Genomic DNA, 23,825 nt, shown 5'->3' with positions numbered 1-23,825 from the left:
GTGGGCCGGTGAGTGAGGGTCAGGCCGGGTCGTCGTGGCCCGGTGCTGCTGCTCCGGGGGCGAGCAGGGTGGCGAGCTGGTGTTTCCAGGTGTGCAGCAGGGCGGTGCGCCGGGCCGAGTCGTCGTTGAGCAGGTTGGCCACGCCGAGCCCGCGCAGCAGGTCGAGGGTGGCCTGTACGGCCTCGCGGACGCCGGGGCGGCGCTCGTCCACGTCGAGCAGCGCGACGGTGAGCCGGTGCATCTCCCGACCCACCCGCGCCTCCAACGGCACCAGCGCGCCGCGCAGCTCCGGGTCGGTGCGGGCGGCCACCCACAGCTCCAGCGCGGCGACGAAGAGCGGCCCGGTGAACGCGACGCCGAGCAGGTCGATCACCCGGTCGAGCCGCTGCGGCCCGACCGGCAGCGCCTCGGCCTCGACGCGCAACTCCTCGGCGCGGCGCTCGGCGAGGTGGGCGACGGCGGCGGTGACCAGGGCCGCCTTGGTGGGGTAGTGGTGCAGTTGGGCGCCCCGGGACACACCGGCGTGGGCGGCGACCACGGTCGTGGTGGTGCCCGACCAGCCGTACCGCACCAGGCAGTCGACCGTCGCCTCCAGCAGCCGGGCCTGGGTGGCGCGGCTGCGTTCCTGCTGGGGGACGCGGGTCGACGGGGTGGACACGGGAACAGCGTGCCGTCGCCGAAACAAACAGTCAAGCCTGACTTTTTTAGGCTCCGTGGTGACCCCGGCCGGTGCCGTCGGTCCGTTCCGGTGCCGGTCGCCGGTCAGCGGCCGTCGCGCGGGGCGAAGGCGGTGAGCGCGTCGAGGTCGCTGTGCCGGGAGCGCAGGTACTCGTCCGCCCAGGCGGCGGCGTCCGGATAGCCCGACCCGGCGGCGACCCGGGCACAGGCCGCGTCGACGTCGAATCCCGTACGGCGCAGCTGCACCCCCGGACCGAGCAGTGCCCAGTACGCCCCCGGCCCGCCGTACGGCATGCCCACGCTGCCCGGATTGATCACCAGGCGGCGGTCGACCAGCCGGGTGAACGGCATGTGGGTGTGCCCGCAGACCACGGTGCGCACCTCCGGGGGCAATCCGGCGAACACCTCGGCCCAGCGGGCCGGCCGGGAGTCGACGAGCACCACCTCCTCGTCGTCGCGGGGCGTGGCGTGGCAGAAGAGCACCGGACCGAGGCCGGCGACCGGGAGGGTGAGCGTCAACGGCAGCGCGGCCAGCAGAACCACCTGGTCGGCCCGGAGCTGTTCCGCCGCCCAGTTCGAGACGTCGTGCTCCGACGGTCGGCCGGCGCGGGCCTGCACCAGCTCCCGGTCGGCGTTGCCGCGTACCCAGCGGACCCGGGCACCCAGCCCGGTCAGCAGGTCCAACACCTCGACCGGCTGTGGGCCGGCCGCCACGTCACCGGTGACCACGATCAGGTCAGCGGCGGCCACCTCCGGCTCGGCCAGCACCGCCTCCAGCGCGGGCAACGCGCCGTGGACGTCGGAGAGCACCGCTACGCGTTCCAGCACCGGTCCAGGGTCGCGCCCGGCGGAGCGGGTTGTCGAGGGATTCTGCGCCGGGCAGAGCGGGTCATCACCGACCGGTCGACCGGGGCGGGCGGAACCGGCGCCGGAATGCCGACGAGCCAGGGCCGCCGGCGAGGGCGGTCCTGGCTCGGACGGTGAGGCGGTGCCGGTCAGACCCGGGCGCGGCGGGCGAGACGCTCCGGGTCGAGGATGATGATGCTCTTGCCGTCGAGTCGTAGCCAGCCCCGCGAGGCGAAGTCGGCGAGCGCCTTGTTGACCGTCTCGCGGGAGGCGCCGACGAGCTGAGCGATCTCCTCCTGGGTCAGGTCGTGGGTCACCCGCAGCACGCCGCCGTCGCGGGTGCCGAACCGGCCGGCCATCTGGAGCAGGTTCTTGGCGACCCGGCCCGGCACGTCGGTGAAGATCAGGTCGGCCAGCGAGTCGTTCGTCCGGCGCAGCCTACGGGCCAGCACCCGCAGCAGCTGCTCGGCGATCTCGGGCCGGTTGTTCAGCCAGGGCCGCAGCGCCTGCTTGCGCAGCCGGACCAGCCGGGTGTCGGTGACCGCCGTGGCGGTGGCCGTACGCGGACCCGGGTCGAAGAGCGACAGCTCGCCGACCATGTCCGACGGGCCCATCACCGCGATCAGGTTCTGCCGGCCGTCCGCTGCCCGACGCCCGACCTTGATCTTGCCTGACAGGAGGATGTAGAGACTGTCGCCGGGCTCGCCCTCGTTGAACACGATCTCGCCCTTGCGGACGTCGATCGTCTCCATCTCCTTGGCGAGCGCCTCGGCAGCCTCCGGGTCGACACCCTGGAAGATCCCGCTGCGGGCCAGTACCTCGTCCATCGCGCACCTCCGGTTGCGCGTTGCCGTCCCTCGGCCGGGTCCGCCGTCCGCTGATCCCTCGCGCGCCGCCAAGTCTAGGCGCACGTGAGGACGAATCAGAGCTGCACCCCGGGAAACTTGATCGTTGGGCGTAACCCCGCCGACCCGATCGGCCACTACGATCAGCCGCCCACACCACCTGCTCACCGACAGTTGTCGCCGCTGGTCGTAGGGTGTCCCGGTGCTTGGCGACCCGGTGTTGACCCACCGCTTCGAGGACGGATGGGACATACCGCTCCTGGTGTGGCGGGCCGGCTCACCGCTGCGGGCGGTCAGCTCCGGTCCGCTCGGTGGTGGGGTCGGCGTACGCCACTGGGTGGTCAACGCGACCGTGCCGATGTCGTACCACCGGGACGACCCGGCGGCCCACCTGGCTGAGCTCGCCGACCGGCTCGGCCTCGACGGACCCGGGATCGGCCTACTCACCGGAGTGGACGTCGCCGAGGTGGTGACCCGGACCGACACCGGCGTCCGCGCCTGGGTCACCGTCGGCCTCGGCACCCCCCTCTGGGCCGCCGCCCCCGCCCAGCCCGCTACCCCCGAGCAGGGCGCTGCTCCCGAGCAGGGCGTCGCCCCCGGCCAGGGCGGGACCCCCGGCCAGGGCACTGCCCCCGGGCAGGGCGGGGCCCTAGCGCAGCGGGTGGGGACGGTCAACGTCGTCGTCTACGTGCCGGTGGCGCTCGGCGACGCCGCACTGGTGAACGCCGTCGCCACCGCCACCGAGGCGAAGTGCCAGGCGATCGGGGAACTCGGCCTACCGGGCACCGGCACCCCCACCGACGCGGTCACCGTGCTCTGCCCGCCGGCCGGCCGGGCGGAGCCCTACGGCGGCCCCCGGTCGACCTGGGGCGCCCCGTTGGCCCGGGTCGTCCACGCGGCGGTCCGCGACGGCGGGGCGGTGCCCTGCGTCCCGTGGTCGCAGCGGCGGTCGTGCTGAACTTCCGTCCGATCGGCCGTCGTCGGTCGATTACCCACCCGGTAGCGTCGCGGGCGATGTACTCTGCCGCCTTCTCCCAGTCCCGTCCCCGCCGCCGCGCCGCGTACGCCACCGGCGCGCTGCTCGCCGTGCTCCTCGCCGGCTGCGCCCAGCACGACACCCCGGACCCGGTCTGGCGTCCGGGTGGTGGCGGTGGCGTCAGCGGCTCCCCGGTACCGACCACCACCGGGGCGGCCGGCAAGGACGAGTCGGTGACCCTGTCGGCAACCGGGGACATCGTGATGGGGATGGCCCCGTCCCGGCTGCCCGCCAACGGCGGCAAGGGCTTCTTCGACGAGGTCAAGGGTGCGCTCAAGGCCGACCTGGTGATGGGCAACCTGGAGGAGCCGCTCACCACCGACACCGGCACCGGCAAGTGCGGCGCGAACGCCAGCAACTGCTACCAGTTCCGCGTCCCCCCGGAGTACGCCTCCCACCTCAAGGACGCCGGATTCCAGCTGCTCAACCAGGCCAACAACCACGGCTACGACTTCGGCCCGCAGGGCTACGAGAACACCCAGCAGGCACTGGAGAAGCACGGCCTGAAGCACACCGGGGCGCCGGACCAGATCACCGTGGTCGAGGTCGGCGGGGTGAAGGTCGCGGTGGCCGGCTTCTCGTCGTACCCGTGGTCCAACAGCCTGGTCGACATCGACGCCGCCAAGGGGGTCGTCGAGAAGGCCGCCACCATGGCCGACCTGGTCGTGGTGCAGGTGCACATGGGTGGCGAGGGGTCGGACAAGACCCGGGTCCGGCCCGGCACCGAGATGTTCCTCGGCGAGAACCGGGGTGACCCGGTGAAGTTCTCCCACGCCATGATCGACGCCGGGGCCGACCTGATCGTCGGGCACGGTCCGCACGTGCTGCGCGGGATGGAGTTCTACCAGGGCCGGTTGATCGCGTACAGCCTGGGCAACTTCGCCGGGGGTGCCCGGTCGCTCAACCCGACCGGCCGGCTCGGCTGGGGCGGGGTGCTGAAGGTCTCCCTCAAGCCCGACGGCAGCTTCGCCGGTGGCTCGTTCACCTCCACCCGGATGAGTTCCGTGGGCAAGCCGGGGATGGACTCCGCCGACCAGGGGCTCGGGCTGGTCAAGCAGCTCAGCGGCAACGACTTCCCGCGTACCGGGGCGCGGTTCGACGGCAAGGGGAAGATCAGCCCGCCCGACGCCGGCTGACCCGGGGGCGTGCTCCGGCGGCCCGTCGGGGCGGCGACGTAGGCTGGCCGGCGTGACCATCAGCTCTCCCGGCCGGGTCGAGACGGAACTCGGCCGTACCCGGCGTGCCCGGCGGATCGGCCGGGCGCTGACCGAGGCGCACCCGGACGCCCACTGCGAACTCGACCACTCCACCGCGTTGGAGCTGGCCGTCGCCACGATCCTCTCCGCCCAGTGCACCGACAAGAAGGTCAACGAGGTCACCCCGAAGCTGTTCGCCCGCTATTCGACGGCGGCCGACTACGCCGGGGCGGACCGGGGCGAGCTGGAGGAGCTGATCCGGCCGACCGGGTTCTACCGCAACAAGACCGACTCGCTGATCAAGCTGGGCCAGGCCCTGACCGAGCGGTACGACGGCCGGGTCCCCGGCCGGCTGGCCGACCTGGTGACGCTGCCCGGGATCGGCCGCAAGACGGCCAACGTCATCCTCGGCAACGCCTTCGACGTCCCGGGGATCACCGTCGACACCCACTTCCAGCGGCTGGTGCAGCGCTGGGGGCTGACCATCCAGACCGACCCCGTCAAGATCGAACACGAGATCGGGGCGATCTTCCCCAAGCGGGAGTGGACCATGCTCTCCCACCGGATCATCTTCCACGGCCGGCGGGTCTGTCACGCCCGCAAGCCGGCCTGCGGGGCGTGCACCCTGAGCCGGCTCTGCCCGTCGTACGGGCTCGGGCCGACCGAGCCGGCCGCCGCCGCCAAGCTGCTCAAGGGCCCCCGGGCCCGGGAGCTCGCGGTCGCCGCCGGGGTCGACCCGGAGCTGGTGCCGGCACAGGCCGTCGTCGCGGAGGCACCGTGAAACGCCGGTTCGCCGCACTGCTCGTCCCGCCGCTGCTGGTCCTCGCCGGCTGCACCGCCGCCGCCGAGCCGACAGGCTCCGCCACCGGCCCCGACCGAGCCCCGCGCCCGTCGCCGTTCGCCGACTGCGCCACCCTGACCGCCCCGCCGGCCCCCGGCACCGCCGCCCCCACCGGGTCCGCCGGTGCCGCCGCCCCCACCGGGTCCGCCGGTGCCGGCGACGGCAGCGGTACGGCCGGCAGCCCGGCTCCGGCCGACGGTGGCGGCAGCCTCCTGCCCGAGCTGACGCTCTCCTGCTTCACCGGTGGGTCCCCGGTGGCGTTGCGCGACATCCACGGCCCGGCCGTGATCAACGTGTGGGCCTCCTGGTGCCCGCCCTGCCGCCAGGAGCTGCCCGCCTTCCAACGGCTCAGCGTCCGCGCCGCCGGCCAGCTCCAGGTGATCGGGGTGAACAGCCGGGACAGCCGGGACGGCGCGCAGGCCATCGGTGAGGACTTCGGCATCCGGTTCCCGGTGCTCTTCGACCAGGGCGAGGCGTTGCAACGGGAGCTGCGTCGCACGGCCGTGCCGCTCACCCTGCTGGTCGACGCGCAGGGGCGGATCCGGCACACCGACAACTCCGGCGCGCTCGACGACGCCCGCCTCGCCGACCTGGTCCGCCGGCACCTCGGTCTGGCGGTGCCCGCGTGAGGCCGACCCCCGGTGCCGGGCCGACCCGGTGAATCCCCGTCCGCCGTCCTGGTTCGACCCGCTGCTGGACCGGCTCGGCACCGCCCGTGCCGAGGACTTCACCCGATTGACCACCCCCGAGGAGGGCGGCCGGGAAAGCGCGGTGCTGGTGCTGCTCGGTGAACAGCCCGGCGTCGGCCCCGACGTGCTGGTCCTACAACGGGCCGCCACGCTGCGCAACCACGCCGGCCAACCGGCCTTCCCCGGCGGCGCGGCCGACCCGGAGGACGCCGACGCGCGGGCCACCGCGCTGCGCGAGGCCAACGAGGAGGTCGACCTCGACCCGGCCAGCGTGACCGTCCTCGCCGAGCTGCCGAAGCTCTGGATCCCGGTCAGCGACTTCGTGGTCACCCCGGTGCTGGCCTGGTGGCACAGCCCGCACCCGGTGCACCCCCGGGAGCCGGCCGAGGTGGCGCACGTCGCGCGGCTGCCCGTCGCCGAGTTGGTCGACCCGGCCAACCGGCTGCGGGTCCGCCACTCCAGCGGCTGGATCGGCCCGGCGTTCTCCGTCCGGGGGATGCTGGTCTGGGGTTTCACCGCCGGAGTGCTGGCCGCCCTGCTGGAGATGGGCGGTTGGGCCCGGCCGTGGCCCTGGTCGCGGGTGGTCGAGCTGCCGCCGACCGGGGCCACCCCGGCCCCCTCGGCCGGCACCGACGAGGCCGACGAACTGGCCGGCCCGCTGACCTGACCGTCACGTTCCGCATCCACAGCGCCGCACGGGTGTCCGGTGCACGTACCCTTGACCGGTGTCGGCCGTGGATCTCGTTCTGCTCCTGCTCATGCTGGTGTTCGCGATCAGCGGATACCGTCAGGGCTTCGTCATCGGGGCGTTGTCGTTCTCCGGGTTCTTCCTGGGTGCGCTCATCGGTCTCCAGCTCGGGCCGTTGCTGGCCCGACAGTTCGTCGACAGCGGGACACGGGTGCTGGTCTCCCTGGTCGCGGTGTTCGGGCTCGCCGTGCTCGGCCAGGCGCTGGCCGGTTGGCTCGGCTCCCACCTGCGACGCACGATCACCAACGACACCGCCAGGCGGGCCGACGACATCGGGGGCGCGTTCGTCTCGATCCTCGCGGTGATGCTGGTGGCCTGGCTGGTCGCGGTCCCGCTGGGCTCCTCGTCGCTGCCCTGGTTGGCCGCCTCGGTCAAGAACAGCGCGCTGCTGACCGTGGTGGACCGGGTCCTGCCCGACCAGGCCCAGGAGTTGTCCACCGCGCTGCGGGACACCGTCGACACCAACGGGTTCCCCGACGTGTTCAACGGGCTGGGCCGTACCTCGGCGCGGCAGGTCGCCCCACCGGACCCGGCGCTGGCCGGCTCCCAGGTGGTGGCGAACAGCCAGCGGGCGGTGGTGAAGGTGCTGGGTTCCGCGCCGAGCTGCTCACGCCGGATCGAGGGTTCCGGCTTCGTCTACGCCGACGACCGGGTGATGACCAACGCGCACGTGGTGGCCGGCACCCGTACCGTCGCGGTCGAACTGCGCGGCGAGCGGTACGACGGTGAGGTCGTCGTCTACGACCCGGACCGCGACCTGGCCGTGCTGTACGTGCCGGGGCTGCCCGGTCCGTCCCTGCGCTTCGCCGCCGGGCAGGCCGGCAGCGGCGCGGACGCGATCGTGCTGGGTTTCCCCCTCGACGGCCCGTACGACGCCCGGCCGGCCCGGATCCGGGACGTGGACCGGATCGAGGGCCCGGACATCTACAACGCCAGCAAGGTGAACCGGGAGATCTACACGATCCGGGCGCTGGTGCGCAGCGGGAACTCCGGCGGCCCGCTGGTCTCCTCCAACGGCCTGGTGCTCGGGGTGATCTTCGCGGCGGCGGCGGACGACCCGAACACCGGTTTTGCGGTCACCGCCGAGGAGGCCCGACCGGTGGCGCTGGCCGGCGCGGAGCGTACCCGTGGGGTGGCCACCGGCGACTGCACCTGAGCCCGCCGACGCCTCCCGACCGGCCGGGACCGGGGTCAGCCGGCGGTCGGGCGGGACCCGGGGTCAGCCGACGGCCGGAGCGTGGGCGGGCGGGGTGTCCCCGCCCGCCGGGGCGCGGCCGGGCAGCTTGGCCCGGCCCCAGGTCAGTGAGCGGTCGAGCACCGCCCGCGCCATGATCACCACACAGGTGCCGCCGTTGACGAAGGACGCCACCACGTCGCTCGGGTGGTGCATGCCCCGGTACATCCGGGTCACCGCAACCCCGACCGGCACCAGCACCAGCAGGGTCCACCAGGTGACCTTGCCGGCGGTGCTCCTGGCCCGCAGCGCCAGCAGCAGCGCGATACCGGCATAGAGGGCGACCGACGCCGAGGTGTGGCCGGACGGGAAGCTCGACGTCGGCGGGGAGACGTCCATGTGTTCCACCGCCGGGCGCTGCCGGTCGATGGCCATCGTGGTGAGCAGGAAGACCAGCGCCTGGGCGGTCACCGCCGCGCAGAGGAACAGCGGCTCCCGCCAGCGGTGCAGCACCAGCCGGAGCACCAGCGCCACCAGCACGGTGACCACGACGATCAGTTGGGTGCTGGCCAGCGTGCTGAACACCAGCGAGACGTCGTTCCACCCGCCGGTGCGGTCGGCGGCCAACTCCCGGTTGACCGTGTCCTCCACGGTCAACGGCCAGACGTCGTCGAGGACCCGGGTCACCAGCAGCCCGAGCAGGACCATGAAGGCGAGCAGCAGGGTCACCGGGAGAAGGACCCGCTTGGCGACCTGCGCAGCGATGGCGGACATGGCCGCCCAGTACCCCCGCCGGTGGCCCGCTACGCGTACGGGCCCGGTCGATCGGCCACTTCCGGCGACACCCCGTCCACGGTGGCCCGGGTGGCCGGCAGCCCGGCCTGCTCCCGCCAGGTGCGCAACGCCGCCGTGGTGGCCGCCGCCACCGCCACCCCCAGCAGGCAGCCGCCGAACACGTCGCTGGCCCAGTGCACGCCCAGCGCCACCCGACTCAGCCCGGTCACCCCGACCAGCAGCACGGCTGCCGTCCAGAGCAGCACCCGGGCCACCGGGCGGCCCCGGGTGAACGGCAGGAACACCAGCAGCAGCACCCCCGCCGCGAGGGTCGCGTTCAGCGCGTGCCCGGACGGGAAGGAGAACCCGGCGGCGCGGGCCACCGGGTCGAGCAGCTCCGGTCGTTCCCGGCCGACGAGCAGCTTCAACAGCGCACCGAGCGCCCCGCCGACGGCCATCGTGGTGACCACCCAGAGCGCCAGCCGGCGGGCTCCGCGACGCCACGACCACACCACCACGACCAGCGCGGCCACCCGCAGCGGCCCCGGCGAGGCCAGGTGCGTCCACGCCTTCATCGCCCGCACCCACACCGGATGGTCGGCGGCGAACCGGTGCAGGGCGTCGGTGACCGCGGCGTCCAGGTCGTGCAGCGGCGACCAGGCCCCCACCACCAGCACCGCCAGCAACGCGAACGGCACCAGCAGCAGGAACGCCGCCGCCGACGCCAGGGTCAACCGCAACCCGAGCGAGTGGTCCCGGTCCAGGCGGCGGTCCCGCCAGGACCGTTCCGACGGGGGTACGGAGGTACGCGGGCCGGAGGAACTCATGCGCCCTGCTCTACCCACCCGCGCCCGATCTCAGGCCCGGTTCAACGGCCCCACAACCGGAACCGGCGCACCATCAACGCCACCCCGGTGACCAGGGCGACCATCACGGCTACCCCGGTCCACAGCCGGCGGGGGGCGGCGTCGTCGGCACCGCCGGCCGGCTGGGCCGTCCACCGGGTCTGCTGGCGGGGTGCGGCGAAGCCGAGCGGGTCGCTGCCGGTGCCCCCGGCCCGGGTGTCGTCGGCGGCACCGGGGGCGGGGCCGAACCCGACCACCCCGGGGGAGTCGTTGTCGTCCAACGGGTTGCGGTAGATCAGCGGCACGTCGGCGGTGAGCGCGGCGACCGGGTCGACCAGGCCGTACCCGAAGCGGTCGTCCCGGCCGGTCGGACCGATGTCCTTCGCGGTGCTCAGCAGGCGGTTCACCACGTCCCCGGCGGACATCTGCGGGTAGCGGGCGCGGACCAGGGCGGCGGTCGCCGTCACCAGCGGCGCGGCGAAGCTGGTGCCCTGCACCCCCCAGTAGTTGCTCGGCGGGCGGGCCCCGACCAGGCCGGTCGCCGGAGCGGTCAGCGTGGTGGCGTGGCCGGTGATCGAACCGGACCACAGGTTCTCACTGTCGCGTTCCAGACCGGCCACCGCGATCACCCCCGGCTCCCGGGCCGGATACCAGACCTTCGACGTGGTGGAGGTGGCGACGTTGCCGGTGCAGGCCACCACCACCACGTCCCGGGCGAACGCGTAGTCCAGCGCGGCGGCCAGGGCCGGGCTGTCGCCGCTGCCACCCAGCGACAGGTTGATCACGCGGGCGCCGTTGTCGACCGCCCAGCGCACCCCCTTGGCGACGATCATCGCGTCGTCGTAGCGGTTCTCGTCGTCGAGCACCCGGACCGGCAGGATCCGGGCGTCCGGCGCGAGCCCGACCACCCCCCGCCGGTCGTCGCCGCGCCCGGCGATCAGGCTGGCCACCGTGGTGCCGTGCCCCACCGGGTCCGGCTCGTCGCCACCGGCGGGGGAGACCAGGTCCATGCCGGGCAGCACCTGGCCGACCAGGTCGGGGTGGCCACCGTCCACCCCGGAATCGATCACCGCGACCGTCACGCCGCGCCCGGTCGAGGTACGCCAGGCGGTGGCCGCGTTCAGCTCGTCGAGCTGGAACTGGTCGTCGCGGACCCGGTCGGCACGGGCCTGCACCGGGGCGAAGTCGGGTTCGGCCAGCGGGGTGCCGGTGCGCGCCCCGGCCAGCGCGGCCGGACGGCCGGCCACCGTGGAGACCGACGACGGGGCCGGCATGGAGGCGGGGACCGCGGCGGCAGCCGGAGGTGGGGCCGTGCCCAACACGGTGACGGTGGTCGCCGCGACACCGAGCAGCGCCCGCCCGGCGAACCGGTGCAGCGCCGTCGGGGAGCCCTGCCCAACCCTGGTCACATCGTCAGCCATTCATCACGGGACACCTGCTGCACGGAGATTACCGGTTCTCCCCGCCGACACGGCACGTTCCGGCACACCCGGATCACGGTGGCGGCAGATGGGCCAGTTGCACGAGGCGTACGCCCTCGCGTCGGGTGACCAGCCGGCCACGCCCCGCCGGCAACGGACCCGGCCGGACCGCACCCACCAACTGCCCCTCGTCGGGGCTGCCGCTCATCACCAGTCCGGCGGTGGACAACTCGCGCAGGCGCTGCACGATCGGCTCGTACTGGGACCGGCCGGCGCCACCGCAGCGGCGGGCCAGCACCAGGTGCAGGCCGACGTCACGGGCCTGGGGCAGATGCTCCTCCAACGCCCGCAGCGGGTTCGCCGGACCGCTGGCCACCAGGTCGTAGTCGTCGACCAGGATGAACAGTTCCGGGCCGGACCACCAGGAACGGTCCCGCAACTGCGCCGGGGTGACCTCCGGGCCGGGCAGTCGACCCTGCATGTAACCGGCGACCGACTCGATTAACTCGGCGGTGTGTGCCGCCGCCGTCCCGTACCCGATCAGGTGGTCGGTCTCGACGGTGCCGAGCAGGCTGCGCCGGTAGTCGACCAGGATCACCCGGGCCTGCTCCGGGGTGAACCGGTCGATGATCGAGGTGGCCAGCGCCCGCAGGAACGACGACTTGCCGCACTCGGCGTCACCGAAGACCACGAAGTGCGGCTCGGTGGTGAAGTCGAGCAGCACCGGGCGCAAATCCGCCTCGGCGATCCCGACCGGGAACGCCAGGCCGGTGCCGGCACCCTTGTCCAACTCGGCGTACGGCAGCACCGGGGGAAGCAACCGCACCCGGGGGGCGACCGGGCCCGACCAGGCACCGGCGACCGCCTTCACCAGATCCCCGGTGTCCCCGCCGGTGAGCTGCGGCAGGGCCGTGAGCAGGTGCAGGCTCTGCGCGGTGATCCCCCGGCCCGCCTGCTCCGGCACCCCGGCCGCCGCCGCCCGCTTCACCACCGAGTCCGACGGGTCGCCCAGACGCAGCTCCACCCGGGAACCGAACAGGTCCCGGATGCCGGGCCGGAAGTCCAGCCAACGCACGGCGCTCGCCACCACGTGCACCCCGTAGGACAGACCCCGGGTGGCCAGGTCGGTGATCAGGGGTTCCAGGTCGTCGTACTCGCCGCGCAGGGTGGCCCAGCCGTCCACGACGAGGAACACGTCACCGAACGGGTCGACGGTGGGCTGACCGGCGGCGGTGAGTGCCCGGCGGCGGTCACGCCACGCCGCCATCGACTCCACCCCGAGCTCGGCGAAGCGGCGTTCCCGCTCGGCGAGCAGGGTGGCGACCTCCCCGACGGTACGCCGGACCACCGTCGGGTCGGCCCGGCCGGCCACCCCGCCCACGTGCGGCAGCTCCCGCAGCGCGGTCAACCCGCCGCCACCGAAGTCCAGGCAGTAGACCTGCACCTCGGTCGGCGTGTGGGTGAGCGCCAGCGCGCAGACCAACGTCCGCACCGCGTGCGACTTGCCGCTCTGCGGTGCCCCGACCACGGCCACGTGCCCGGCCGGCCCGCCCAGCGCCAACCACAGCAGGTCGCGTCGCTGCTCGTACGGCTTGTCGACGATCGCCACCGGCACCTGGAGGCCACCGTGCAGCTCCGGGTTGGCGAAGCCCAGGCCACGCTGCGGGTCGACGGTGGGCGGACCGAGCAACTCGTCCAGGGTGGGCGCGTGCTCCAGCGGCGGCAGCCACACCTGGTGGGCCGGCGGACCCTGCCCGGCCAACCGGCCGACCAGCGTGTCGAGCAGGGTCTCGGCGGTCTCCCCGACGGCCGGCAGGGCCACCGGGGCGACCGGTTCCGGCACCGGGACGAGGTGGGTGGAGAAGGCGAGCAGCCGGGCCACCCCGCCCGCCCCGCCGCCGGTCCCCCCGCTGCGCCGCCGGACCGGCCCGGAGACGTACGCGGCCCGGAACCGGACCAGCGGGTCGGTGCCGGCGCGCAGGTAGCCGTGCCCGGGGGAGCGGGGCAGCTCGTGGGCGTCCGGCACCCCCAGCACCGTGCGGGACTCCAACGCCGAGAAGGTCCGCAACCCGATCCGGTACGACAGGTGGGTGTCCAACCCGCGCAGCCGCCCCTCCTCCAGCCGCTGGCTGGCCAGCAGCAGGTGCACGCCGAGTGACCGGCCGAGCCGACCGATCTGCACGAACAGGTCGATGAAGTCGGGCTTGGCCGACAGCAGCTCGGAGAACTCGTCGCAGACCAGCAGCAGTGACGGCAGCGGGGCGAGCGGCGCACCGGCCGCCCGGGCCCGCTCGTAGTCGCGCAGGCTGGCGAAGTTGCCGGCCCGGCGTAGCAGCTCCTGGCGGCGCATCAGCTCGCCGTTGATGGCGTCCACCATCCGGTCGACCAGCGGCAACGCGTCGACCAGGTTGGTGATCACGGCGGCGGTGTGCGGCAGCCGGTCGAAGGAGGCGAAGGTGGCTCCGCCCTTGAAGTCGACAAGCACGAAGTTGAGCTGCTCCGAGCTGTGCGTGGCGGCCAACGCCAACACCAGGGTACGCAGCAGCTCCGACTTGCCGGAGCCGGTCGCGCCGATCAGCAACCCGTGCGGGCCCATCCCGTCCTGCGCGGACTCCTTGAGGTCCAGCTCGACCGCGCCGCCGTCCACGCCGACGCCGATCGGCACCCGCAGCCGGTCGCGGGGTGAGCGGGGCAGCCAACCCTGGTCGGCGGTGAACCCCTCCGGATCGCCGAGCCCGAGCAGCTCGGGAAGGTCGAGTTCGGCACCGGGGGTGGCCTCGGTGCCCCGGCTGACGGCGGCGAGCCGCAGCGGGGCGAGCCGGCGGGCGACCGCCTCCGCGTCGGCGACGTCCAGCCGGTCGGCGCGGCCCACCTCGGCGTGCCCCTCGGCCGACCAGGAGTGCAGCCGGCCGGCCCGGACCTCCAGCAGCAGGGCGAACCGGTCCAGCAGGCGCGGCGGCGGGGTGTCCAGGTCGAGCACGGTGACCGCGTCGATGCCGCCGTCGCCGGTCAGTTCGGTGGCGTCGGTCAGGTCGCCGCCGTCGAGGAGCACCACCACGTGCGGGCCGTCGGTGGCCGGCCCGGCCGGGCTGAACCGGGACCGGCTGGCCAGCACCTCGCCGAGGAGCCGTTCCAGCTCGACGGCGGAGCTGGCGACCAGCCGGACCGGGCCCAGCGCGTCGACCCTGCTCGGGTGGTGGGCGTGCGGCAGCCACTTGACCCACTCCCAGTGCCGCCGCCGTTCCGGGCCGGCGCAGACCGCGACGAGCAACTCGTCGGGGGCGTGGAAGACGGCGAGCTGGGTGAGCATCGCGCGGGCCAGCGCCTGCGCGTCGGGCGACCCCGTGCCGCCGCTCTCCGCCGCCCCGCCGGTGCCGTCGGACCGCCCACCCCGGACGAAGACCCGGGCGAAGCTGCGCAGCGACAGCGCCACCGGCAGGTCCGGCACCACCGAGTACGCGTCGAGGAAACGCCGCAGCGCCCCGGCGGTCATCGGCTCCAACTCCTCCAGGGGGCGGGTGACCGGCGGGACCAGCGGGGTGGCCAGCGTCTGCGGCCCGACGGCGATCCGGACCACACCGAAGTCCGGGTCGCCGGGGCGGCGTTCCCAGACCCGGTGGCTGTCCACCGTCGACCAGAGCCGACCCGGGTCCGGGTGCCGGTAGTACAGCCCGGCACGCTGCTGCCGGGCGGTCTGCCGGACCCGTCGCCGCAGCCCGGTCAGGTGCCGCAGGTACTCCCGGCGGGCGGCCATCATCTCCGACTTCCTCGGCGTGCCGGAGGCACTGCCCCAGGAGGTCATCAGCATCGCCACCGAGGAGAGCCCGAACATGCCGCCCACCACGTACGAGTAGGCGCCGCCGCCCCGACCGAACATCATCGCCATCGCCACCGTGCCACCCAGCATCGGCAGCACCATCAGTGCCTGCTGCCAGCGTCCGCCGGTGACCACGGGGATCTCCGGCGGGCCCTCCACGGGCAGCTCGCCGACCGGGATCTCCGGCGCGGGCCGGCGCGGTGGCCGCTTGATGACGACAGTGGACAAAAGGCACCTCCCTGTGGCGCTCGGTAACCCGAACCTGGCTCATCGTAGGTAAAGTGCGCGTCGTCCGTCAGCCACCGCTCCCGATCGATATGGAGTCCAGTCGATGACAACCGGGCTGGCCAGGGTCACCATCAGCGCCCCCGGGCGCCGCGTCGACGTGGCCCTGCCGGAGCAGGTGCCCCTGGCCGAACTGCTCCCCGAGGTGCTGCGGCACGCCGGCGAGGGGTTGGCCGACGACGGCGAGCGGCACGGCGGCTGGGTGCTGCGACGCACCGACGGCGCGGTCCTGGTGACCGCGCAGCCGCTGCTGCCGCAGGGGGTGCGCGACGGCGAGGTGCTGCACCTGGTGCCCGCCCACGACCAGTGGCCCGAGCTGGAGTACGACGACGTGGTCGAGGCCATCGCCGACGGCGCCCGCCGCCGGGGGGCCGCCTGGTCGGCGGCGACCACCCGGGCCGCCGTACTGGCCGGGGCGGGGGTGCCGCTGGCCGTGGGGCTGCTCGCCGTCCTGGCCGCCGGGCCGGGGCAACCCGCCGGCTGGCCCGCCGCGGGCGCGGTGGCGCTGCTGCTCACCCTCGCCGCCACGATCGCCTCCCGGGCGTACGGCGACGGCCCGACCGGGGCCACCCTCGGCGGCTACGCCCTGCCGTACGCCGCGACGGCGGGTGCCCTCGCGGTCAGCTCCGGGGACCCGGTCGGGTCGGTGCAGCCGCTGCCCTGGCTCGGCGCACCCGAACTCCTCGCCGGTGCGGTGGCGCTGCTCCTGGCCGCCGTCCTGGGTCTGCTCGGCGTCGCCACCCGGCTGCGGGTCTTCGTGGCCGGCGCGACCGTCGGCGCGGTGGGTACGCTCGCCGGCCTGGGTGGGCTGCTGCTCACCTCGGCCGCCACCGCCGCCGTACTGCTCTGCGTGCTGGTCTTCGCCCTCGGGGTGCTGCCGTTGGCGGCGATCCGGCTGGGCAAGGTGCCGCTGCCGCCGATCACCCTGCCGGACGCCCCGACGGGCGGCCCGGACGGGGTGCGGGACCTGCCGGACCGGGGTCGGGTGTACGCGGCGGTGGCCCGCAGCGAGGAGATGCTGACCGGGATGCTGCTCGGGCACGCCACCCTGGTCGTCGCGACCGTGGCGGTGCTCGCCGTCACCGGCGGCGTCGCCGGGCGGGTGCTGGTGGCGGTCGGGGCGGCGGTGCTGCTGCTGCGGTCCCGGCTGTTCGTGGCGGTCCGGCACCGGGTGCCCCCGGTGGTCGCCGGGCTGGCCGGGTTCGTGGTGCTCGGCGCGGTGCTCGCCGGCCGTTCCGGTGCCCTCGGGCTGCTGGCGTTGAGCGGGGGAGGGCTGTTCGTCGCCCTGCTCGCCGTCGCCGCCGGTACGACGTACGCCCGGCGACCGGTCTCGCCGTACCTCGGTCGGGTGGCTGACCTGACGGACACCGCGCTGGTGGTGTCGGTGGTGCCGGTGGCCTGCGCGGTGCTGGACCTCTACGACACCGCCCGGGGCCTGCTGGGCTGAGGCCGACCGGCCGCCCTGTCACGCCGCAGGCCCGGACCACCGGGGTCCGGGCCTGCGGTGGAGCTGGTGGGTCAGTGGGCGGTGCCGCCCTGCGCCTCGGCGTCGCGGGCCCGCTGGTAGGACGCCAACACCTCGGCCTCGGCCTCGACCCGGCCGACCCAGGTGGCACCCTCGACCGACTTGCCCGGTTCGAGATCCTTGTAGACCTCGAAGAAGTGCTGGATCTCCAGCCGGTCGAACTCGCCCAGGTGGTGGATGTCGCGCAGGTGCTCCTGGCGGGGGTCCTCGTAGGGCACGCAGAGGACCTTGTCGTCGCCGCCCTTCTCGTCGGTCATCCGGAACATGCCGATGGTGCGGCAGCGGATCAGGCAGCCCGGGAAGGTCGGCTCGGGCACCAGCACCAGCGCGTCCAGCGGGTCGCCGTCCTCGCCGAGGGTGCCCTCGATGAAGCCGTAGTCGGCCGGGTACTGGGTCGACGTGAACAGGGTGCGGTCCAGCCGGATCCGGCCGGTCGCGTGGTCCACCTCGTACTTGTTTCGGTGACCCTTCGGGATCTCAACCGTGACGTCGAAATCCATCTCCCACGCTCCCTCGTCTGCCCACGCTGGCTGAACGGAACCACTGACGCCCCCGGTGCGGATGAATGGCCACCCGTCGGCTCCGGACGCCGCATAGTCTTCGGACCGAAGTAGTGTCACCCAGGCGAGTTCGGCGGCGGGAGGAGGGGGTCGTGAGGAGGGAAGATTCACACTACCGCCCGGAGGGGGTTGACGGCCGGGGTTCGGGGCGACCCGTGACCGGCGGGGCCACCGGCCGGGTGTCGGTGCCCGACGCGAACGTCCCACGCCGCCCGGAGTCGACCCCCGAGTCACCGTCGGCCGCTGGTCGGGCCGCCGACCAGCCGCCCCCGCCGGTCTGGCGTCCACCGGCCACGGCCGCCGCCGGTCGCGCGGCCGTCGGCTCCGCCCCGGCAGCCCCGCACTCCGGCTCCGCGCAGGTCCCGCCGCACGCCGGTAGCGCCCCGGCCGCGCCGCACTCCGGCTCCGCGCAGGTCGCGCCGCACGCCGGCAGTGCACCGGCCACGCCGCACGCCGGGTCCGCGCAGGTCGCGCCGCACCGTGGCGCGGCGTCGGTCTCCCCCGGGGGCGGGATGCCGTCGCCGCCCGTCCATTCGTCGTCACCTGCCCAGCCGGGGTCGACTGGTCATCCTTCGCCTGCCCACCCGTCGTCGGCTGGCCAGCCGGGGCCGGCGTCGCGTCCCGTACCCCCCGGTTCCGCGCCGGTCACCGGCCCCCCGGGGGCGGCCGGTGGGCCGCCGCGTCGTCGTCGGCGGTGGGTGCCGGTGCTGCTGGTCGTCGTGCTGCTGGTCGGCCTCGCCGGGGCGGCGGCGGTGCTCCGGCCCGGTCCGGTCGCCGGCTGGCTGGGCGCGGACCCCACCCCGTCGCCCTCCGCGCGTCCCCCCGAGCCCGATCCGTCCCCGGTGCTCGCCGGCCCCGACGCCGCCGCCTCGGTGCCGACCCCCGCCGGGGTACGCGCCGCGGTCGAGCCGCTGACCGGTGCCGCCGCCCTGGGTAGCCGGGTGAACGTGTCGGTGGCCGACGTGGTGAGCGGCGAATCGCTGTACGCCAGGGGCGGCGACGACGGCACCGTCCCCGCCTCGGTCACCAAGCTCGCAACCGGGGTGACCGTGTTGAAGGCGCGGGGCCCCGGCTACCGGATCGCGACCCGCGTGCTCGCCGGGGCGAACCCGGGCGAGGTGGTGCTGGTCGGTGGGGGCGACCCGACCCTGGCCGTCGACAAATCCGGCTTCTATCCCGGTGCCGCCCGGCTCGACACCCTCGCCGCCCAGGTCAAGCAGGCCCTCGGCGGCACCGCCCCGACCCGGGTGGTGGTCGACTCGACCCTCTTCCCCGGCCCGGTCCACGGTCCCGGCTGGGACGCGGACATCCCGACCGGCGGCTTCGGCGCGTCGATCACCGCGCTGATGACCGACGGCGCACGCCAGGACCCGGCGGGGGCGCGGAAGAACTTCGCCGACAGCCACGGTGCGGCCACCCGGTACGCCGAGCCCGACCTGGCCGCCGGCCGCTCCTTCGCCCGGCTGCTCGGCCTGCCGGAGACCGGGGTGGTCCGGGGCACCGCCCCGGCGGCCGGCGGCGCGACGGAGGGTGGCGCACCCGCGCCCGGCACCGAACTGGGCAAGGTCGAGTCGCTGCCCATGATCCGGCTGGTCGACATCATGATCACCGACAGTGACAACGTGATCGCCGAGGCACTCGCCCGCCAGGTCGCCCTGGCCCGCAACCAGCAGGCGTCCTTCGCCGGTGGCGCGGCGGCGATGGACGAGGTGATCGGCGAGCTGGGCCTGCCGGCCGACGAGATCAGCCTCGCCGACGCCAGCGGACTGTCCCGGAGCAACCGGATCAGCCCCTCGCTGCTCACCGACCTGATCGCGTTGGCCGGCAACGGCACCCACCCGGAGTTGACCGCCATCTTCGGTGGCCTCCCGGTGGCCGCCTGGTCGGGCACCCTCGGCACCCGGTACGAGTCGACGTCCACCGCCGCCGGGGCCGGCGTGGTCCGGGCCAAGACCGGCACCCTGACCGGGGTGCACGCCATCGCCGGCCTGGTGACCACCCGCGACGGCCGGCTGCTCACCTTCGCCGTGCTCACCGACCAGGCGCCGGGCGGCGACCCGGAGGTGACCCGGGCGGCACTGGACCGGATCGCCGGTGCACTGGCCGGCTGCGGCTGCCGCTGAACGGGTCCGGTCGCCTGCCGCTGAGCGGTCCCCGTCCGCCCGCTGCCGTCCAGCGGGTCGCGCCCGGGCCGGCCGTCGAGCAGCCCGTCGTGCGGAACCGGCCGGGGTGTCGCGGCGCGGGTACGGTGGGTGGCATGGCGCAGTTCGTGGACTGGGATCTGGCCGCCGCCACCGCGGGGGCGCTGAGCAAGTCGGGCCCCCGCGTGTCGTACGCGGAGGCCACCGAGGTGGTCGGCGATCTACGCCGGCTCACCGACGAGGCGGCCGGGCACGTCGCCGACTACACGGGGCTGCGCCCGCAGGTGGGTCATCCGCCGGTGCGGGTGGTGGACCGGCGGGACTGGGCGGCCACCAACATCGCCGGCCTGCGGGAGGTGATCACCCCACTGGTCAGCCGGCTCTCCGGCGACAAGCCGCCAGGCGTACTCACGGAGGCCGTCGGCTCCCGGCTCACCGGGGTGCAGGCCGGCACCGTGCTGGCGTACCTCTCCGGCCGGGTGCTCGGCCAGTACGAGGTCTTCTCCGCCGACCCGGGTCAGCTGCTGCTGGTCGCGCCGAACATCGTCGAGGTGGAGCGCAAGCTCGGTGCCGACCCGCGCGACTTCCGGCTCTGGGTGTGCCTGCACGAGGTCACCCACCGCACCCAGTTCACCGCCGTGCCGTGGATGCGGGCGTACTTCCTCGGTGAGGTGCAGGCGTTCGTGGACGCCTCCCAGGGCACCGAACACCTGGTCGAGCGCCTGCGCAGGGGGGTGTCCACCCTCTCCGACGCGGTACGCGACCCGGACAGCCGCACCAGCGTGCTGGACATCGTGCAGACCCCGGCGCAGCGGGCGGTGCTGGACCGGCTGACCGCGCTGATGACCCTGCTGGAGGGGCACGCCGAGTTCGTGATGGACGGCGTCGGCCCGCAGGTCATCCCCAGCGTGGAGCGGATCCGGGCGGGGTTCAACCGCCGCCGCGAGGCGGGCAACCCGCTGGAGAAGGCGATCCGCCGGCTGCTCGGCGTGGACGTCAAGATGCGCCAGTACGCCGAGGGGCGCAAGTTCGTGCACGGCGTGGTCGAGCAGGTGGGCATGGCCGGCTTCAACAAGATCTTCGGTTCGCCGCTGACCCTGCCCCGGCTGGACGAGCTGGGTGACCCGGCCGCCTGGGTGGCCCGGGTACACGGCCCGGCCGGCGCCACCCCGACCGCCGGCTGACCCCGGTGGCCGGTCGGCCCAGCTCCGTCGACCCGGTGGCCGGGGACAGCTCCGTCGGCCCGGCCGTGGGTCCGGTGGTTGGGGACAGCGCTGTCGGCCCGACCGTCGGCCCGGTGGTCGGGCAGAGCGGTGCCGAGCCGGTGGGCGGAACCAGTTGCGTCGACCCGACCGTGGCCGGACGGCACGTTCGCGGTGCCCCGCCCGGGGTGGCCCTTGCGCCGTCGGTGGCCACCCTCCGGGTCGCGGTGCGCCGTGCCCTGGCCGGGTTGCCCGCTGACGGGCCGGTACTGGTGGCCTGCTCGGGCGGGCCGGACTCGCTCGCCCTCGCCGTCGCCACCGCCTTCGTGACGTCCCGGCTCGGGCGGCGGGCCGCTCTGGTGACCGTCGACCACGGGTTGCAGGCCGGGTCGGCCGAACGTGCCGCCGCCGTCGCCGACTGGGCTGCGAGCGTCGGGTTCGATCCGGTCGAGGCGGTGCCGGTGACGGTGGCCGGCCGGCCGGGGGGCCCCGAGGCGGCCGCCCGGCAGGCCCGCTACCAGGCGCTCTCGGACGCCGCCCGCCGGCATCGGGCCAGTGCCGTCCTGCTCGGACACACCCGCGACGACCAGGCCGAGACGGTGCTGCTGGCGCTCGCCCGGGGGGCCGGCCCGCGCGGGCTGGCCGGGATGCCCGCCCGGCGGGACCTGGCCGGGGTGCCGCTGCTGCGCCCCCTGCTCGACGTCACCCGGGCACAGACCCGCGACGCGTGCGCGGCGTCGGGCCTGACCCCGTGGCAGGACCCGCACAACACCGATCCGTCGTACGCGCGGGCCCGGGTCCGCGCCGACGTGCTGCCGGCCCTGGTCACCGCCCTCGGCGAGGGGGTCCTGGACAATCTGGCCCGGACAGCCCGACTGCTCGCCGCCGACACCGCCGCCCTGGACGACCTGGCCGCCGCCGCCCTCGCCACCCCGCCACCCCCATCCGACGGGGCGGCAGTCGACCGGCCTCCCCTGCGGGACGGTGGGGGCTTGTCCGTCGTGGCGCTGGCCGGATTGCCGGGGGCGGTCCGCAGCCGGGTGCTGCACGCCTGGGCGCGGGAGTTGGGGGCCCCACCCGGTGCGCTCTCCCACCGGCACGTGGACGCGCTGGACGCGCTGGTCACCGCCTGGCGGGGGCAGGGTGCGACGGCGCTGCCCGGCGGGGTACGCGTCGGCCGTCGGGGCGGCCGGCTGCTGCCCGTCGGCTGAGCACATCCGATCGGGGTCCGTCGGCTGGGCGCGCCCGAGTGGGGGACCCGTTGGCTGGGCGCGTCCCGAGCGGGGATCCGTTGGCTGGCCGAGTGCGCCTCAGGCAGGGTGGCCGGGGGCGGGGGAGTGATCAGATTGCGTTTTGAGCATTCGGGCCGGCATGTCGTCTCCATTTTCGCAATCTGATCATGATGCGCCGAGCGCCGAGCGCCGAGCGCCGAGCGTCGAGCGTCGAGCGCCGAGCGTCGAGGCGCCCGCGCAGCGGCGTGGCCGCGTACCCGTGGGGGTGGGTTGGGGTGGTGCGGTAGACAGGGCTGATGGCGTACCCCCGCAGTGCCCTGTTCGCCCCGCACGGTGCCGTCTCGACCAGCCACCCGCTCGCGGCGGCGGCGGGCCTGGCCGTGCTGCGGCGCGGCGGCAACGCCGTCGACGCGGCGCTGGCCACCGCGATCACGTTGACCGTGGTGCAGCCGCCGTCCAACGACATCGGTGGTGACCTGTTCGCCATCGTCTGGGACGGCGACCGGCTGCACGGTCTCGCCGCCGCCGGGCGGTCACCGGCCGGGCTGACCCGGGAGGTGGTGCTGGCCGCCACCGGCGGGGCGGCGGCGGAACCGGTGGCGGCGCTCGGCGGCGAGCAGGCGGCCGGGCCGGCGATGCCCGCCCGGGGCTGGTTGCCGGTGACCGTGCCGGGTGCGCCGGCCGGCTGGCGGGACCTGCACGACCGGTTCGGTGTGCTGCCCTTCGCCGACCTGTTCACCGACGCGGTCGGGTACGCCGAGCATGGCCACCCGGTCTCCACCGGCACCGCCGCCACCTGGGCGCGGGCGCTGGCGCAGCCGGTGCCGACGGGTGCCGAGTTCACCGAGTTCGACCGGGTCTTCACGGTGGCGGGTCGGGCACCCCGGCCGGGTGAACGCTGGCGCAATCCGGCGGCGGCCCGGACGCTGCGGCTGATCGCCGCCAGCGGCGCGGAGGACTTCTACCGGGGTGCGATCGCGGCGGCCCTGGACCGGCACGCCGCCCGGACCGGTGGCTTCCTCACCGCCGCCGACCTGGCCGCGCACACCTCGACCTGGGTCGACCCGGTCAGCGTCCGCTACCGGGGGCACGAGGTGTGGGAGCTTCCGCCGCCGGGGCAGGGGCTGGCGGCGCTGCAGGCGCTGGGCGTCCTCGACGGGCTCGACCCGGTCGCCGACCCGGTGGACCGGGTGCACCGGCAGGTGGAGGCGGTCAAGCTCGGCTTCGCCGACGCGCACGCGCACGTGGCCGACCCGGACCGGGCCGACGTGCCGACCGCCGGCCTGCTCGACCCGGGCTACCTGGCGGGGCGGTGGGCGCTGCTCACCGACCGGGCCGGCGACCCGGTGGCCGGCACGCCCGAACGGGGCGGCACCGTATACCTCTGCACGGCCGACGCCGACGGCCTGATGGTCAGCCTGATCCAGTCCACCTACCTGGGGTTCGGCTCCCGGGTGGTGTTGCCCGGCCACGGTTTCGCCCTGCAGAACCGGGGTACCGGTTTCCGGCTCGACCCGGGTCATCCCAACGTGGTGGGGCCGGCCAAGCGGCCCTTCCACACGATCATCCCGGGCTTCCTGACCCGTGCCGGGGCACCGGTCGGGCCGTTCGGGGTGATGGGCGGGCACATGCAGCCGCAGGGGCACGTCCAACTGGTCGCCGCGACCGTCGACGCCGGCCTCGATCCGCAGGCCGCCCTGGACGCTCCCCGCTGGTACTGGCACGCCGGCCGGACCCTGCTCGTCGAGCCGGCCCTGGCGGCGGAGCCCGGCCTGGTCGCGGGGTTGCGTGCTCGGGGCCACGAGGTCACCGTCGCCGACGAGCCGTCGGTCTTCGGGTACGGCCAGGCGCTGTGGCGTGACCCGGCCGGCGGCTGGGTGGTCGGCGCGGAGCCCCGGGTGGACGGCGCGGCACTGGGCTACTGATCGTCGGCGCGTCCGGTCGGTGATGTGGTCCGTGCCGGATCGGTG

The 23,825-nt window shown here is 74.9% G+C and carries 19 protein-coding genes; 11 read left to right on the top strand and 8 right to left on the bottom strand.

Annotated elements, in window-relative coordinates:
- Window positions 1–19: 19 nt before the first annotated feature.
- The 3 genes from AB0C22_RS20965 to AB0C22_RS20955 all read right to left on the bottom strand — a co-directional run bounded on the left by AB0C22_RS20965 (window position 20) and on the right by AB0C22_RS20955 (window position 2,351).
- A complete protein-coding gene (locus tag AB0C22_RS20965) occupies window positions 20–658 on the bottom strand; it encodes a TetR/AcrR family transcriptional regulator (RefSeq protein WP_208567720.1) in 639 nt (212 codons plus the stop codon).
- A gap of 104 nt (window positions 659–762) precedes the next feature.
- Window positions 763–1,506, bottom strand: coding sequence for a metallophosphoesterase family protein (locus AB0C22_RS20960; protein WP_357536504.1), 744 nt, complete (start codon window positions 1,504–1,506; stop codon window positions 763–765).
- Window positions 1,507–1,673: 167 nt separating this feature from the next.
- A complete protein-coding gene (locus AB0C22_RS20955; protein ID WP_067306583.1) occupies window positions 1,674–2,351 on the bottom strand; it encodes a Crp/Fnr family transcriptional regulator in 678 nt (225 codons plus the stop codon).
- A 220-nt stretch (window positions 2,352–2,571) separates the two neighbouring features.
- On the opposite strand from AB0C22_RS20955, the gene AB0C22_RS20950 reads away from it, so the two are divergent.
- Genes AB0C22_RS20950 through AB0C22_RS20925 form a run of 6 tightly spaced genes read left to right on the top strand, consistent with a single transcriptional unit; the run spans window position 2,572 to window position 8,035 of the window.
- Window positions 2,572–3,327 (top strand): adenosylcobinamide amidohydrolase, encoded by a 756-nt coding sequence (locus tag AB0C22_RS20950; protein WP_357536502.1) that lies wholly within the window; start codon window positions 2,572–2,574, stop codon window positions 3,325–3,327.
- 56 nt (window positions 3,328–3,383) lie between these two features.
- Window positions 3,384–4,541, top strand: coding sequence for a CapA family protein (locus AB0C22_RS20945; protein WP_357536500.1), 1,158 nt, complete (start codon window positions 3,384–3,386; stop codon window positions 4,539–4,541).
- Window positions 4,542–4,593: 52 nt separating this feature from the next.
- Window positions 4,594–5,382, top strand: coding sequence for an endonuclease III (nth, locus tag AB0C22_RS20940; RefSeq protein WP_357536498.1), 789 nt, complete (start codon window positions 4,594–4,596; stop codon window positions 5,380–5,382).
- Window positions 5,379–6,071 carry a TlpA disulfide reductase family protein gene (locus tag AB0C22_RS20935; RefSeq protein ID WP_357536496.1) on the top strand — a complete coding sequence of 231 codons (693 nt, stop codon included), beginning with the start codon at window positions 5,379–5,381 and terminating at the stop codon, window positions 6,069–6,071. The genes nth and AB0C22_RS20935 overlap by 4 nt, the downstream gene beginning before the upstream one ends.
- Before the next feature lie 28 nt (window positions 6,072–6,099).
- Window positions 6,100–6,798, top strand: a complete 699-nt coding sequence (locus AB0C22_RS20930) for a CoA pyrophosphatase (RefSeq protein WP_208567726.1) — start codon at window positions 6,100–6,102, stop codon at window positions 6,796–6,798.
- Window positions 6,799–6,856: 58 nt separating this feature from the next.
- Window positions 6,857–8,035: a MarP family serine protease gene (locus tag AB0C22_RS20925; protein ID WP_208567727.1), complete on the top strand. Its 1,179-nt coding sequence runs from the start codon at window positions 6,857–6,859 to the stop codon at window positions 8,033–8,035.
- Between the two features lie 63 nt (window positions 8,036–8,098).
- Here AB0C22_RS20925 and AB0C22_RS20920 read toward each other — a convergent pair whose 3' ends face one another.
- From AB0C22_RS20920 to eccCa, 4 genes are all read right to left on the bottom strand, one after another.
- Window positions 8,099–8,827: a phosphatase PAP2 family protein gene (locus AB0C22_RS20920; protein ID WP_357536494.1), complete on the bottom strand. Its 729-nt coding sequence runs from the start codon at window positions 8,825–8,827 to the stop codon at window positions 8,099–8,101.
- 29 nt (window positions 8,828–8,856) lie between these two features.
- A complete protein-coding gene (locus tag AB0C22_RS20915; RefSeq protein WP_357536492.1) occupies window positions 8,857–9,654 on the bottom strand; it encodes a phosphatase PAP2 family protein in 798 nt (265 codons plus the stop codon).
- A 41-nt stretch (window positions 9,655–9,695) separates the two neighbouring features.
- Window positions 9,696–11,093, bottom strand: a complete 1,398-nt coding sequence (mycP, locus tag AB0C22_RS20910; protein ID WP_357536490.1) for a type VII secretion-associated serine protease mycosin — start codon at window positions 11,091–11,093, stop codon at window positions 9,696–9,698.
- Window positions 11,094–11,166: 73 nt separating this feature from the next.
- Entirely contained in the window at window positions 11,167–15,138 is a 3,972-nt protein-coding gene (gene eccCa, locus AB0C22_RS20905; protein WP_357536488.1) for a type VII secretion protein EccCa, read from the bottom strand.
- A 103-nt stretch (window positions 15,139–15,241) separates the two neighbouring features.
- Here eccCa and eccD point away from each other — a divergent pair, with 103 nt between their 5' ends.
- The gene (gene eccD / locus AB0C22_RS20900; RefSeq protein ID WP_357536486.1) at window positions 15,242–16,642 is read left to right on the top strand and encodes a type VII secretion integral membrane protein EccD; all 1,401 of its coding nucleotides are present in this window, start codon (window positions 15,242–15,244) and stop codon (window positions 16,640–16,642) included.
- A 71-nt stretch (window positions 16,643–16,713) separates the two neighbouring features.
- Here the strand turns inward: eccD and AB0C22_RS20895 are convergent, their stop codons facing one another.
- On the bottom strand, window positions 16,714–17,220 hold the full coding sequence (locus AB0C22_RS20895) for an inorganic diphosphatase (protein WP_204927072.1): 507 nt from the start codon (window positions 17,218–17,220) through the stop codon (window positions 16,714–16,716).
- 572 nt (window positions 17,221–17,792) lie between these two features.
- On the opposite strand from AB0C22_RS20895, the gene dacB reads away from it, so the two are divergent.
- The 4 genes from dacB (at window position 17,793) to AB0C22_RS20875 (ending at window position 23,780) form a co-directional block, all read left to right on the top strand.
- Window positions 17,793–19,403 (top strand): D-alanyl-D-alanine carboxypeptidase/D-alanyl-D-alanine-endopeptidase, encoded by a 1,611-nt coding sequence (gene dacB, locus AB0C22_RS20890; RefSeq protein ID WP_255598743.1) that lies wholly within the window; start codon window positions 17,793–17,795, stop codon window positions 19,401–19,403.
- Window positions 19,404–19,537: 134 nt separating this feature from the next.
- Window positions 19,538–20,605, top strand: a complete 1,068-nt coding sequence (locus tag AB0C22_RS20885; RefSeq protein WP_208567733.1) for a zinc-dependent metalloprotease — start codon at window positions 19,538–19,540, stop codon at window positions 20,603–20,605.
- A 206-nt stretch (window positions 20,606–20,811) separates the two neighbouring features.
- Window positions 20,812–21,834, top strand: a complete 1,023-nt coding sequence (gene tilS / locus AB0C22_RS20880) for a tRNA lysidine(34) synthetase TilS (protein ID WP_357536607.1) — start codon at window positions 20,812–20,814, stop codon at window positions 21,832–21,834.
- A 317-nt stretch (window positions 21,835–22,151) separates the two neighbouring features.
- Window positions 22,152–23,780 carry a gamma-glutamyltransferase family protein gene (locus tag AB0C22_RS20875; RefSeq protein ID WP_357536484.1) on the top strand — a complete coding sequence of 543 codons (1,629 nt, stop codon included), beginning with the start codon at window positions 22,152–22,154 and terminating at the stop codon, window positions 23,778–23,780.
- The last annotated feature ends 45 nt before the right edge of the window (window positions 23,781–23,825 follow it).

It is taken from the genome of Micromonospora sp. NPDC048894, assembly GCF_040649765.1.
GTDB classification, from domain to species: domain Bacteria; phylum Actinomycetota; class Actinomycetes; order Mycobacteriales; family Micromonosporaceae; genus Micromonospora; species Micromonospora antibiotica.
Note: the sequence above shows the minus strand (reverse complement) of the source record. Positions and strands in the feature narration are given on the sequence as shown.